Here is a 13036-nt window from a genome sequence, read left to right on the forward strand (position 1 = left end):
CACCCCGCGTGTGGAACTGCGGTGCGGACCGCGCCCGAAGTCCACACGCCGGGCGGGGTCCGCGGGGGGACACGCGTTCGGCTTCCGTGTGCGCCCACCGCCCGGTGGTCCAGGGCCGTGAATCTTGGAGACGCCCATGTCGGCTGACGCTCAGTGTTCACAAAACGGGCGCCCGACAGCGCTGGTAACCAGCCGGGCTCGACGAGCTGGCTCACAGTGCTGCCAACAGCCTCCTGGGCAGCCCTGACAACCAGCCGGACCAGCTGGCCGCCAGAGCTCCTGGCACAACACTCAGCACCAGCTGGTCCAGCTGGTCCAGCTGGCCGGCGGCGCTGCTAGCGGGGCACCGCGCGGAACCACCCCTCTCGGTCGCCCGGGTCGGGGCCTCGGTGGTGCAGCACCGGGGGCTCCTCGCCAAGGATCGGGGCGTAGTGGTCGAAGGTCGCGGTCAGCACGGCCTCGCCGCCGGTGAGGTCGGGCAGCGCGGCGACGACCTGCGGCACCCGCGACGACGGCAGGGTGCCGCTCACCTCCAGGTGCCCGCCGGCCTCGGCGGTGTCGGAGATGACCGCGCCGAGCCGGCCGAGCAGCGCCGTCACCGCGTCGAACACGTGGTGCGGCACGTTCACGTCGAAGCGCTCGACCGGCTGGCACACCCGGCTGCCGGCCCGGCGCAGCGCGGCGGTCACCACGACCGGGGCCAGGTTGCGGAAGTCCGCGGCCACGCTGGAGATCGACTTGTCGAACTTCTGGTGCGGCCTGCTCTGCCGGGGATGGTACTGCGACGACGTCATGGTGACCGTGCAGTCGGTGACCGGCCAGCCGTGCAGGCCCTGCCGCAGCGCGGCGCGCACACCCTCCTCGGTGGCCGCCACGAACGCCGGGGGCAGCCGGCCGGGCTCGATGCCGGGACGGAACTCGATGCCGCGCCCGACCGGGGCGGCCTCGATCCGCAGCCCCACCCCGGCGAGGTACGGGTTGCCGCGCTCCTTGATCCGGTCCTCGGCGGCCCCGGCGCCGGCGACCCGCTCGATGCAGGCCGTCAGCGTGCCGGAGAACCGCACCCGTACCCCGTACCGGTCCTCCAGCAGCGCGGCGATCACCTCTTTCTGGACCTCGCCGTGCAGCCGGATCACCGCCTCCGCCTGGTGCTCGTCGAGACGCAGGTCGACAAGCGGATCCTCGTCGGCGAGCTCGGCCAGGCCGGCGAAGAGCGCCAGCCGCTGGCCCGGCTCCACCGGTTCGACCAGGGCCTGCCGGGTCGGCGGCGGGAAGCGGTAGAGGTGCCGCCGGGGCGGGTCGCCGACGTGCTGGCCGATCCGGGCGGACAGGCCGCGGACCGCCGCGATCTGCCCGGCCGACGCCGAGGGGCGCACCTGGACGCCGTCGGGTTCGCTGACCGCGATCTGAGTGACGGTCTGCGGGCGGGCGCCACCGAGCGCCACCCGGTCTCGGACACGCAGGCGGCCCGACCAGAGTCGCACCCAGGCTCGCCGGCCGTGGCCGTCCCGGTCGACAGCGAAGACCGTGCCGGCCAGCGGCCCGTCCCGCTCGTCGCAGCGGGGCAGCAGCTCGGCGAGGATCTGGCGCAACTGCGGCACACCGGCGCCGGTGATCGCCGAGCCGCACGCCACGGGGCTCAGCTCGGTGCGGCGGACCGCCCGCCGGATCGCGCGCCGCACGTCACGGGCGTGCACCGGCTCGCCGGCCAGCCAACGGTCGGCCACCGTGTCGTCGACGTCCGCGACGGCCGCCACGACCGGTTCGGTGTCGAGGGCGGTCGGGCGTACCCGGGCATGGGTTTCGCCCTGGCCGGTGACGGTGGTGAGCATGACCGGGCGGGTGGCGAGCCGCTGCCGGAGCTGTGTCACCACCCGGCCGACGTCGGCGCCCCGGCGATCCACCTTGTTGAGGAAGAACACCGTCGGCACGCCGATCCGGCGCAGCGCCCGCCAGATCGCGACGGTCTGCGGCTGGACGCCCTCCACACTGGAGACCACCAGGACCGCGGCGTCCAGCACGGCGAGGGACCGCTCGACCTCCGCGATGAAATCGGGGTGGCCCGGCGTGTCGAGGAGGTTGACGGTCAGGCCGCCGAGGCTGATCGAGGTGACGGCGGCCCGGATGGTGATGCCGCGCCGGCGCTCGAGGTCCATCGAGTCGGTCCGGGTGGTGCCGTCGTCGACACTCCCGGGCCGGGACACCGCGCCGGCCTCGAAGAGCAGGCGCTCGGTCAGGCTGGTCTTACCGGCGTCGACATGCGCGACGATTCCCAGATTCAAAAAGGCCGGATGATTCAACAATGCCAAAGCAGAACTCCACGATAGGACGGTCAGGGGTCCGAAGCGTGGAAGCTGCTCGCATTGCACTCTCCTCGTCGCGAATGACTGAGTCGCAGGTGACTGGGCGGTTCTCACCCTGGCACCGCCGCGACGGCCCCGCCACCGATTTACCGCGAGCAGAAGTGATCCAGGTCACACGATCTGGTGAACCCCAGACGATCGGCGTTTCGTCTTGCCGGATGTGAAACGAAACCTGAGTGCGGCCGACGAGGAGGAACTCGTCCGCCGCACCGCCGCCGGGGACCGGCGCGCGTTCGACGAGCTGTACCGGCGCACGTCGCCGTGGCTGCTCACCCGGCTGCGGCGGCGCTGCGCCGACGACGACGTCGTCGCCGACGTGATGCAGGAGACCTACCTGGCCGTGTGGCGGGCCGCCGGCAGCTTCGCCGGGGCGGCCACCTCGGGCAGCGCCGCCGGCTGGCTCTGGACGATCGCCGCGCACCGCCTGGTCGACGCGTTCCGGCGGCGGGCCCGGCACAACCAGGTGCCCGCGGTGCAGATGTCCGAGGCAGTCGCCCCCGCCGCCGAGGACGAGGTGCTGGCCGGCCGGGTCGGGCAGGAGCTGGAGCAGGCCCTGCTGGAGCTCCCGCGGGAAGCACGGGAGGTGCTGCGGGCGATGGTCCTCGACGGCTTCTCCGTCCGGGAGACGTCACTGCTGCTGGGCGTACCCGAAAGCACTGTCAAATCGCGGGCCCGCAGGGCTCGCGTCGCGCTGCGGGAGGCACTGTCGTGACCACGCATCCGAGCCGGGCGGTGATCGCCCGCTACGCCGACCGCGACGCGGACCTCGACGAGGTCACGATGTGGTCGCTGGAGTTGCACCTGGAGGAGTGCGCGGACTGCCGCGGCGTGCTCGCCGGCAGCACCGCCGACGACACCCGGGCCCTGCTCGACCGGATCGCCACGGGTCTGGACGCCGGCATCGCCGCTGGTCCGGCGCCCGCCCCGGTCAGCGCGGCAGGCAGGCGCCGGATGGTGTGGAGCCTGGTGCCCTGGCTCGTGATGACCGTCGCGGTGCTGGCCTGCGCGGTGGCCCTGCAAGCGCTGTGGCCGAGCCTGCCGTCGCTGGTGTCGCTGCTGGCCCCGGTGGCGCCGCTGCCCGGAGTCGCGATCGCGTGGAGCCGCCGCCACGACCCGGCGTGGGAGCTGATCGCCGGCGCGCCGGCGGCCGGGCTGGCGATGCTGCTGCGGCGCACCGCCGGGGTGCTGGCCGTGGTGGTTCCGGCACTCGCGCTGGCCAGTAGCCGTACCGGAAGCTCGCTGGCCGTCGCGCTCCTGCCGTGCCTGGCGTTCACGGCCGCGACCATCGCCCTGGGTGGCTTCGTCGGTGTCCGCCGGGCCGCCATCGGGCTCGGCGCCGTCTGGGTCCTCGCCGTGGCGCTGCCCGCCATGGTCACCGCGCGGCTGCCGGTGGTGCTGCAACCGGCCAGTTCCGCCGCCTGGGCGCTGATCGCCCTCGTCCTCGCCGGCCTGGTGTTCGTCCGGGCCGACGACTTCCGCCGCCTGACCAGCCACCACTGAAAGAAGATCCGGATATGCGTACGGTGCACGCGGCCGAGACGGCCCCCACCACACAACCCTGGGCGGTGCACGCCGAGAAACTCCAGGTGCGCGCCGGCCGCCACCTGGCCGTCGACGGCCTCGACCTGGCCCTGGGCACCGGCGTGCACGGGCTGCTCGGCCCGAACGGCGCCGGCAAGACCACCCTGATGCGCGCCCTCGCGACCGTCCTCAAGCCGTCCGGTGGGCGGCTTGCCCTGCTCGGCGAGCAGGTGGACGGCCGGGGCGACCTGCGGCGGGCACGCCGCGGACTGGGCTACCTCCCGCAGCAGTTCGGGTTCTACCCGCGCTTCACGGTGCGCGAGTTCGTCGAGTACATGGCGTGGCTCAAGGAGATGCCGAAGGCCGCGGTGCCCGGCGCCACCCAGCGGGCGATCGAGCGCGTGGGTCTCGCCGGCAAGGCCGGCGCGCGGATGAAGACGCTCTCCGGCGGCATGCTGCGCCGCGCCGGCATCGCGCAGGCCATCGTCAACGACCCGGCCGTGCTGCTGCTGGACGAGCCCACGGTCGGCCTCGACCCGGAACAGCGGCTCGACTTCCGGGAGCTGCTGCGCGACATCGGCGTGGACAGCTGCGTGCTGGTCTCCACCCACCTCGTCGAGGACGTGGTGGCCGCCTGCACCGACGTGGTCCTGATGAACGAGGGGCGGCTGGTCTACCACGGCACCCCGGCCGACCTGACCGCCCGGGGCGGGCCGGACGACGCCGGTGACAGCCCGGCCGAGCGGGGCTACTCGGCGCTGCTGCGCCGGCACCGGGCGGAGGGCAACCGATGAGCCGCGTCCTGGGCATCGAGTTGCGCCGGTCCGCGGCGCTCGGATCCGCCCTGGTCCTGTTCGTGCTCGGCACTCTGCTGCTGTACTTCGTCGAGGACATCGCGTTCGCCACCGGCTGGATGCAGCTGGCCATGACGCAGCGGCTCTACCTGGGCCTGCTCTGGCCGCTGGCCCTGGCGGCCGGCGCCTGGCAGGCGTCTCGCGAGCACCGCTCGAAGGTGGCCGAGCTGTTCGCCAGCACACCCCGGCCGATCCACCTGCGCATGATCCCGATCCTCGCCGCGATGACGCTCTCGGTGACCGCCGGGTACCTGGCGATGGGCGTCTCCGGCGGCCTGTGGATCCTCCGAACCGCTGAGTACGTCCCGGCGCAGGTCTTCGCCGTCACGGCCGTCGGCGTGCTGTCGCTCGTCGCGGCGGTCTGGCTGGGCCTGGCGGCCGGCCGCCTGCTGCCGTGGCGGGGAACCGCGCCCGCCCTCGCTGTGGCCGGTCTCGGCCTGCTGCTGAGCATTCCCGGCGCGACCCGGCCGCACGGCTGGCTGGCGCTGGTCTTCTCACCGATCTACGAGATGAACATGCCGGCCGCCTACACCACCGTCCCCGGCCGGGCCAGCGCCGCCCAGGCCGTCTGGATGGCCGCCCTCGCGGTCACCGCCGTGCTGCTGTTCGCCTCCCGGGGCTGGCCCGGCCGGGTGGCGGCGCTGCTGCCCGTGGCGCTCGGCGCCGCGCTCGCGATCACGGTGATGCCGCACCAGAACCGGTACGTCATCGACGCGATCGACCCGGTCGCGCGGGAACTCGTCTGCGCGGACCGGGTCTGTGTCAGCCGGGTTCACTCCGGGCTGCTGCCCGAGATCGGCGGACCGGCCCGGGACGGCCTGACCATCCTGGCGAAGCTGCCGGACGCACCGTCCGAGGTGCACGAGGACACCACCACGTACCGGCCCGACGTCTACCCGGAGCCGAGCCCCGGCGTCGTGCTGCTCCGCATCGAGGCCGGTCCGGACGGGCACGTGACGGACCGGGACGGCCTGCTGGCCGAGGTGGTCGCCGGGGCGTTCAGCAACGCGCCGAGCTGTCCTGATCCCGGCTCTCCGGTGGACCGGCTCGCCGCCGCGTACTGGCTGATCGGCAGGGAGCCGGTGACCACGGCGGACTATCCGGCGGACGTCACCGCCGAGGCCGCGGTCGTGTGGCACCGCCTGCGGGAGGTGTCACCGGCCGAGGCGCAGTCCCGCGTCGTGACGCTGCGCGCCGCCGCGCTGCGCTGCCAGGGCGTCAGCCTGTTCCCGGAGAACGAGTCGTGAGGCTGCTGACGCTGTACCTGCGCTCGCGGCGGGCGCCGGCCGCGCTGCTCGGGGCTGCCGGTGGCACGGCGCTGATGTGGGCGCTCTGGTCGATCCTGTCGGACAGCCGCAGCGCCGGCCCGCAGATGGTCGTGCTGACGGTTCTGCTCCTGGTCGTGGCTCTGACCGCCACGCTCGGCGGCCCGGACGACGCGCTGGAGGCGACGTCGGCGTTCTCCTGGGTGCCACGCCGGGCGGTTCACCTGCTGGTCGCGTTCCTGGTCGTGGTGGCGCTGGTGCTGGTCACGCTGCTGACCGGGGCGCGGTTCGGCCCGGCCGGGCTGGTGGTGCGGGACGCCGCCGGGCTGCTGGGGCTGACCGCCCTGGGCGCGGCCACCGCCGGGGTGGCCCGGTCGTGGTTCGTGCCGCTGGGCTGGACGCTGACAGCGGCCCTGTTCCCGCAGGCGGAGACGCTCGCCGGGCGGGTGCTGACCTGGCAGGCGCAGGAGCCGGGCAGCACGGCCGCGGCGGTTACGGCCGGGGCGCTCGCGGTGAGCGGGCTGATCGCGTACGCGATGACCGGCCCGCTCCGCGGCGCTCCCGCCGAGGCTACCCAGCAGTGACCGGTGGCTTCCAGTTGGCGGCCAGATAGCCGCCGGCCGCTCCGACCAGCACGATCAGGCCGACCGCCAGCACGGTGAGACCCGCGGACCGGCTGTGCTCGCCGAGCATCAGCAGGCCGCCGAGCACCGTGACCGGAAACCCGAAGGCGACGGCCAGAACCGCCAGCTCCCCCGCCCGGTGGAAGCGCTTGCCCTCCGCACGCGCCCGCCGCCGGTTGGCCGTCGCCTGCGCGACCCGCAACGCGACCAGCACGAGGTAGATCAGGGCGACAGCGAGGAACGCCCAGATCACGAGCGGCAGGCCACCACCGTCGGCGGCGACATGACCGATGTCGCCGACCGGGTACACCTCGATCGGCTGGCCGGCTTGAAGACCGTCGGCGCCGTCCACCATGGCGCTGACGGTCTTGCCGTTCTCGGTCCAGGTCGCGAAGCACTCGTCACGGCAGGTATCCACGACGGCCTGCGTGCGCGGCGCGAAGAGGTAGCGGTACCCGTTCTGGGTCCAGAGGAAGAGGATCCCGAGCGCCAGGATCGTCATCATCGGCCATTTCGGCCACTTGTTGAAGTACACGGCGACAGCCAATCAGGGAAGTCGATCAGTCGCAATCCTGACCATGGTTCGCCGGCAACCAACTGGTGACCGTCGCGCACCGGGTCGCTAATCCAACCCGCCGGCGACGGGCCGAACAGAAGAGCGCAACCACCGGAAAGAACCAACGAAAGGGACCGCTCTTGCGCACCGTTCTTCGCCGCTTCGCCCTGGCCGCCCTCATCGCCCCGGCCGCCATCGGCGCCGCCACGATGATCGCCGGACCCGCCGAAGCCGCACCGGCGAAGACGTCCGAGACCGCCCTGCAAACCGAAATCAACCGCCTGGTCAACATCGAGCGCACCGACCACGGCTGCGCCGCCCTGAAGACCGACGCCAAACTCACCACCGCCGCCCGCGGCCACAGCGCCTGGATGGCCCGCACCGGCAGCTTCTCGCACACCGGCCGCAGCGGCTCCAACTTCGTCGCCCGCACCAAGGCCGCCGGCTACACCAAGCCCTCCGCCGAGAACATCGCCTACGGCTACCGCTCCGCCGCCCAGGTCGTCAACGGCTGGATGAAGTCCCCCGGCCACCGCACCAACATCCTCAACTGCAAGTCCACCAAGGTCGGCGTCGGCGCCGTCTACAGCACCAGCGGCACCCCGTACTACACCCAGAACTTCGGCTACTGACCCCCCTGAGCCGAGGAAAGCGATGCCCCAGCCGATCCCCCTGCGGCTGGGGCATCGCCTTTTCTGCCCTTTCCCCTCGGAAGCGGCAGTGGCCAGCAACGATCGGAGAAGACGAGCCGACCGAGGGAGAGCTGCTGTGCGTGCGCTACGCCTGATGTCCTGGAAGACCGAGCCGGTGCTGACCGAGGCCGACGTGCCGGCGCCCGGACCCGGCGAGGTCCTGCTCAAGATCGGTGGCGCCGGGGCGTGCCACTCCGACCTGCACCTGATGCACGACTTCACCGGCGACACGCTCGGCTGGGGCCCGCCGTTCACCCTCGGGCACGAGAACGCCGGCTGGGTGCACGCCGTCGGCGACGGGGTGACCGGGCTGGACATCGGCACGCCGGTGGCGGTCTACGGCGCGTGGGGCTGCGGTGACTGTTCCCGGTGCCGGCTCGGTGTCGAGCCGTACTGCGAGAACCCGGGCGCCACCCCGGCGCCCGGCGGCGGAGGCGGCCTCGGCATGGACGGCGGCATGGCCGAGTTCATGCTGGTACGCCACACCCGTCACCTGATCCCGCTGCCCGGCGGACTCGACCCGGTCGCGGCGGCGCCACTGACCGACGCCGGCCTCACCCCGTACCACGCGATCCGCCGCTCCTGGCCGAAACTCGCGCCGGGCAGCACGGCCGTGGTGATCGGCGTCGGCGGCCTCGGGCACGTCGGCGTGCAGATCCTCAAGGCGACCACGGCGGCCCGGGTCATCGCTGTCGACACCCGCAAGGAGGCTCTGGACATCGCCGAGAAGTACGGCGCCGACCTGATGGTGCCGTCCGGCGACGGCGCGGCCGACCAGATCCGCACGGCCACCGGTGGGCACGGCGCCGACGTGGTGCTGGACTTCGTCGGCGCCAACCCGACGTTGGCCCTGGCCGCCGCGGTGGTCCGCTCGGTGGGTGACCTGACCGTCGTCGGGATCGGCGGCGGCACTCTCGCGCTGTCGTTCTTCTCCGTGCCGTACGAGGCGAGCATCCAGACGACGTACTGGGGCTCCCGCAGCGAACTGGCGGAGGTGCTCGACCTCGGGGCCCGCGGCCTGGTCAAGCCGGAGACGCAGACGTTCGGGCTGGATGAGGCGATCGGCGTCTACCGCACGATGCACGAGGGCGCGCTGCGCGGGCGCGCGGTCATCGTGCCCTGAGCGAGCAGGGCGCGGCGGTCAGGCGGGCACCACGATCGGTGTGCCGGCGACCGGGTCGGTCACGATGACGCAGCTCAGCCCGAACACCTTCGCCACCAGCTCCGCGGTGATCACCTCGCTCGGCGGGCCCTCGGCGACGATCGTGCCGTCGGCCATCGCGATGATGTGGTCGCAGAAGCGGCTGGCCAGGTTGAGGTCGTGCAGCACCGCCACGATCGTCTTGCCGGACTCCTCGTTCAGCTTGCGCAGCAGCCGGAGCAGTTCCACCTGGTGATTGATGTCCAGGAACGTGGTCGGCTCGTCGAGCAGCAGCAGGTCGGTGTCCTGCGCCAGCGCCATCGCCACCCACACGCGCTGCCGCTGCCCGCCGGAGAGCTGCTGCAAGGGCCGGTCGGCCAGGTCGGCGGTCCCGGTCGCCTCCAGCGCGCCGGCCACCGCCTCGTGGTCGCCGTCGGTCCACCGGCGGAACCAGCCCTGATGCGGGTACCGTCCCCGGGACACCAGATCGGCGACGGTCACCCCGGCCGGCGCGACCGGGGACTGCGGCAGCAGACCGAGCACCTTGGCCACCTCGACGGTGCTCATCCCGCTCATCACCGCGCCGTCCAGCCGCACCTCGCCGGACCGGGGCTTGAGCAGCCGGGCCAGGCCGCGCAGCAGCGTCGACTTGCCGCAGGCGTTGGCGCCGACGATAGCTGTCACCTTCCCGTCGAGGATGTCGGCGTCCAGATCGGTCACCACCGCCCGGTCGTCGTATCCGAGGGTCAGGCCTCGGGCGTTGAGCCGTGTCAACCGCCCACTCCTTTCCGGTTCGTGGTGGCCAGCAGCCACAACAGGTACGGCGCGCCGACCGCCCCGGTGACCACGCCCGTGGGCAGCGGCACCGGCAGCAGGTGGACGGCGACGAGGTCGGCGGTGAGCATCAGCGCCGCACCGGTGAGCGCGGCCGCGGCGATGCCACCGGTGGCCGGGCCGAGCAGCCGGTTCGCGACCGGGCCCGCCACCAGCGCCACGAAGATGATCGGTCCGGCCACCGCGACCGCGAGCGCGACCAGCAGGACCGCGACCGCGAGCAGGGCGGCCCGGCTCGATTCGGTACGGGTGCCGAGCGCGCGCGCCGTGTCATCACCCAGCTCCAAAGCCCTCAGGTGCCGCTGCAGTCCGATCGCGATCAGCAGCAGCGGGGGCAGCGCGTACAGCAGGACCCGCAGTTCGCTGTCGCTGGCCTGACCGACCGAGCCGGTGAGCCAGTGCATCGCCTGGCGCGCCTCGGTGAGCCTGGCGCGGCTCAGCACGTACCCGATGAGGCCGTCGAAGAAGGCGGCGATGCCGATACCGATCAGGATGAAGCGGTACCCGCTGACCCCGTCCCGCCAGGCCAGCACATACATGAGCAGGGCGGCCAGAAGCGCGCCGCCGAGCGCGTACGCGCAGACCACCAGCCCGGCGGCCTGCAGGAACACGATGCTCCCGGCGGCGGCGAGACTCGCGCCGGAGGTGACGCCGACGAAGTCGGGCGACGCGAGCGGATTGCGCAGCAGCTGCTGGAAGATCGTCCCGGAGGCGCCGAGGGCGAGCCCCACGGTCAGGGCCGTGGTGGCGGTCGGCAGCCGCAGGCCGCGCACCACGAAGTCGACACCGGCGTTGGCCTCCAGGTGCAGGACCGACGCGATGACCTGCCACGCGGTCAGCCGGAAGCTGCCGACCATCATGGTCAGCACGAAGAGGGCGGCGACCACGCCGGCCAGCGCGACGGTGACGACGAGGGACCGGCCGGTCCTCCGGCGGTGCGTCGCCTTGATCACGGTAAGGGTGGTCATTCTCAGACCTCCGCCAGCCGCGCGTATCGGACGATGCCGATGAACACCGGTGCGCAGAGGACCGCGAGCACGACACCGACCTGCAGCTCACCGGGCGCACCGGCGATCCGTCCGAGCACGTCGGCGAGGAGCAGCACGACCGGGGCGAGCAGCATCGAGTACGGCACGATCCACCGATAGTCGGGTCCACACAGGAACCGGGCGAGGTGCGGCACCACCAGGCCGATGAACACAATCGGTCCACACGCGGCGGTGGCCGCCCCGGCGAGGATCGCCACCACACCGAAAGCGGCGGTCCGGGTCAGCCCGACCCGCTGGCCGAGGCCGCGAGCCACGTCCTCGCCGAGCGCCAGCCCGTTGAGCACCCGCCCCAGGCCCAGGCTGGCCAGCAGCCCGAGGATCAGGAACGGCGCCACGCCGGTCAGGATCGGCAGGTACCGCCCGGCGAGCGACCCGACCTGCCAGAACCGCAGCTCGTTGAGCGCGTCGATGTTCGTCATCACGATCGCCGAGGTCAGCGAGCCGAGCCCGGCCGTGACGGCGGCGCCGGCCAGCGCGAGTTTCACCGGCGTGGCGCCCTCCCGGCCCATCGACGCGACAGCGTAGACGAGCACCGTCGCGGCGATCGCGCCGGCGAAGGCGAACCAGACGTAGACGCCCGCGCCGCGGACGCCGAGCACCGTGATCGCGAAGACCACGAACGCCGCGGCGCCGGAGTTGATGCCCATGATTCCGGCGTCCGCCAGCGGGTTCCTGGTCACGCCCTGCAGGATGGCGCCGGCGACGCCGAGGGCGGCGCCGGCCAAGATCCCCAACAGGGTACGGGGAACCCGCAGCTCCAGAGTGACGGTGCTGGTGATCGTCCCGTCGTCGCCCGCGCCCAGGTTGCCCAGGGACCGCAGGACGTCGGCCAGATCGATCGACCGGGAACCCTGCGTCACGCTGAGGAACGCGACAACCGCGAGCAGGGCGCCCAGGACGACGAGCCCGGTGACCCGGTTAGTCGCCGATGTTCTCATCAGCGCCGTTGATCACGGTGGTCAGTTTCTCCAGCTCGGTCGCGAAGTCCTCGTAGGTGTGCAGCCAGTAGGCCGGCCACGCGGTCACCGCGCCCGCCTTGGCCGCCTTGATCTCGAACCAGGTGGGCTGCTTCTTGCCGAACTCGGCGTTCAGCGTGTCCTTGTAGGCGCGGCCGTCCCAGAGGATCAGGTCGGGCTGGTACTTGTCCGCGTTCTCCCAGCTCAGCGTCTCCCAGTAGGGGAAGTCCTTGTCCGGGGCGGCCGGGTCCAGCACCTTGAGGCCCCAGCGCTGGAAGTCGAGCAGCTCCGGCGCGTACTTCGGGTTGGCGACGTAGACCTTCTCGTCGGTCGGCGACATCCCGGCGGCGGTCAGGTTCGGCTTCGCCGCGGTCGCCGCCTTGAACGCCTCGACCGCCTTCTCGTACCGCTGCTTGTTCGCCGCGATCTGCGGGTCGTCCACCTTCGCGCCGAGGCTCTTGGCCAGCTGCTCGTAGCCTTCCGCGAGGTCGGCGATCGACTCACCCTGGGTGACACCCGCGATGGGCGCGAGCTCGGTGAGTTTCTTGCTCTTCTCGTCCACACCCTCTTCCAGGCCGGAGTACGCCTTTTCGGCCGGCCACCAGTCGCCGACGATCAGATCCGGGGCGAGGGAGGCCGCCTTCTCAACGTCGATCTTGCCCCACTCCTCGCCCAGGATGGTGATCCCGGTCAGGTCGAGGTCCTTGAGGTTCAGGTCGGTCTTCACCGACTCGTCGGCGTAGACGCCGACCGGCTTGATCCCGAACGAGATCAGGGCGGCCGCCTCGCCGGCGTGCGCGATGATCCGGGAGGGAACCTTCTCCGCCGTGACGACCTCGCCGTTTCCGCTGGTGAACGACCAGGGGCCGGCGGCAGCGGCGGGTTCCTCGGTGGACGCGTTGCCGCCGCAGCCGGCGAGCACGGCGCCCAGAGTCGCGATCGCTAGAACTGAACGCCAGGTATGCATTTATGGCCTGCCCATCAACAGTCGAGTCAGTTAGGGCAGGCTAACCTAAACTCACAGGTTTTGCATAGCCTGGAACGCAGAAAGGCCCACCCCATTCCCGGGGTGGGCCTTTCCATACGTTTGAGTCCGGCGGCGTCCTACTCTCCCACACCCTCCCGAGTGCAGTACCATCGGCGCTGGAGGGCTTAGCTACCGGGTTCGGAATGTAACCGGGC

The 13036-nt window shown here is 72.2% G+C and carries 13 protein-coding genes and 1 rRNA gene; 7 read left to right on the plus strand and 7 right to left on the minus strand.

Going from position 1 to position 13036, the window contains the following annotated elements; translation table 11 throughout:
- Nucleotides 1–335: 335 nt before the first annotated feature.
- Nucleotides 336–2282, minus strand: coding sequence for a translation factor GTPase family protein (locus AB0F72_RS20535; RefSeq protein WP_360433452.1), 1947 nt, complete (start codon nt 2280–2282; stop codon nt 336–338).
- A 241-nt stretch (nt 2283–2523) separates the two neighbouring features.
- Between AB0F72_RS20535 and AB0F72_RS20540 the strand changes: the two genes are divergently transcribed.
- The 5 genes from AB0F72_RS20540 to AB0F72_RS20560 are packed head-to-tail and all read left to right on the plus strand — an operon-like array spanning nt 2524 to nt 6587.
- Nucleotides 2524–3075, plus strand: a complete 552-nt coding sequence (locus AB0F72_RS20540; RefSeq protein WP_360433455.1) for an RNA polymerase sigma factor — start codon at nt 2524–2526, stop codon at nt 3073–3075.
- Complete coding sequence (locus tag AB0F72_RS20545) at nt 3072–3863, plus strand: hypothetical protein (RefSeq protein ID WP_360433458.1); 792 nt, start codon at nt 3072–3074, stop codon at nt 3861–3863. Before AB0F72_RS20540 ends, AB0F72_RS20545 begins: the two co-directional genes overlap by 4 nt.
- Before the next feature lie 14 nt (nt 3864–3877).
- Complete coding sequence (locus tag AB0F72_RS20550; RefSeq protein ID WP_360433461.1) at nt 3878–4678, plus strand: ABC transporter ATP-binding protein; 801 nt, start codon at nt 3878–3880, stop codon at nt 4676–4678.
- A complete protein-coding gene (locus AB0F72_RS20555; RefSeq protein WP_360433464.1) occupies nt 4675–5985 on the plus strand; it encodes a hypothetical protein in 1311 nt (436 codons plus the stop codon). The genes AB0F72_RS20550 and AB0F72_RS20555 overlap by 4 nt, the downstream gene beginning before the upstream one ends.
- A complete protein-coding gene (locus AB0F72_RS20560) occupies nt 5982–6587 on the plus strand; it encodes a hypothetical protein (protein ID WP_360433467.1) in 606 nt (201 codons plus the stop codon). Before AB0F72_RS20555 ends, AB0F72_RS20560 begins: the two co-directional genes overlap by 4 nt.
- On the opposite strand, the gene AB0F72_RS20565 is transcribed toward AB0F72_RS20560, so the two are convergent.
- Nucleotides 6574–7173: a hypothetical protein gene (locus tag AB0F72_RS20565; protein WP_360433471.1), complete on the minus strand. Its 600-nt coding sequence runs from the start codon at nt 7171–7173 to the stop codon at nt 6574–6576. The genes AB0F72_RS20560 and AB0F72_RS20565 overlap by 14 nt on opposite strands.
- 149 nt (nt 7174–7322) lie before the next feature.
- Here AB0F72_RS20565 and AB0F72_RS20570 point away from each other — a divergent pair, with 149 nt between their 5' ends.
- Nucleotides 7323–7814: a CAP domain-containing protein gene (locus AB0F72_RS20570; RefSeq protein WP_360433474.1), complete on the plus strand. Its 492-nt coding sequence runs from the start codon at nt 7323–7325 to the stop codon at nt 7812–7814.
- A gap of 136 nt (nt 7815–7950) precedes the next feature.
- A complete protein-coding gene (locus tag AB0F72_RS20575) occupies nt 7951–8997 on the plus strand; it encodes an NAD(P)-dependent alcohol dehydrogenase (protein WP_360433477.1) in 1047 nt (348 codons plus the stop codon).
- Between the two features lie 18 nt (nt 8998–9015).
- Here the strand turns inward: AB0F72_RS20575 and AB0F72_RS20580 are convergent, their stop codons facing one another.
- From AB0F72_RS20580 to rrf, 5 genes are all read right to left on the minus strand, one after another.
- Entirely contained in the window at nt 9016–9789 is a 774-nt protein-coding gene (locus tag AB0F72_RS20580; RefSeq protein ID WP_360433480.1) for an ABC transporter ATP-binding protein, read from the minus strand.
- Nucleotides 9786–10817 (minus strand): iron chelate uptake ABC transporter family permease subunit, encoded by a 1032-nt coding sequence (locus AB0F72_RS20585; protein WP_360433483.1) that lies wholly within the window; start codon nt 10815–10817, stop codon nt 9786–9788. Before AB0F72_RS20585 ends, AB0F72_RS20580 begins: the two co-directional genes overlap by 4 nt.
- 2 nt (nt 10818–10819) lie before the next feature.
- On the minus strand, nt 10820–11836 hold the full coding sequence (locus AB0F72_RS20590) for an iron chelate uptake ABC transporter family permease subunit (protein ID WP_360433487.1): 1017 nt from the start codon (nt 11834–11836) through the stop codon (nt 10820–10822).
- Entirely contained in the window at nt 11817–12821 is a 1005-nt protein-coding gene (locus AB0F72_RS20595) for an ABC transporter substrate-binding protein (RefSeq protein WP_360433490.1), read from the minus strand. The genes AB0F72_RS20590 and AB0F72_RS20595 overlap by 20 nt, the downstream gene beginning before the upstream one ends.
- 124 nt (nt 12822–12945) lie before the next feature.
- Nucleotides 12946–13036 (minus strand): 5S ribosomal RNA (gene rrf / locus AB0F72_RS20600); the annotation flags it as partial.

It is taken from the genome of Actinoplanes sp. NPDC023936, from assembly GCF_040639325.1.
Lineage (GTDB): Bacteria > Actinomycetota > Actinomycetes > Mycobacteriales > Micromonosporaceae > Actinoplanes.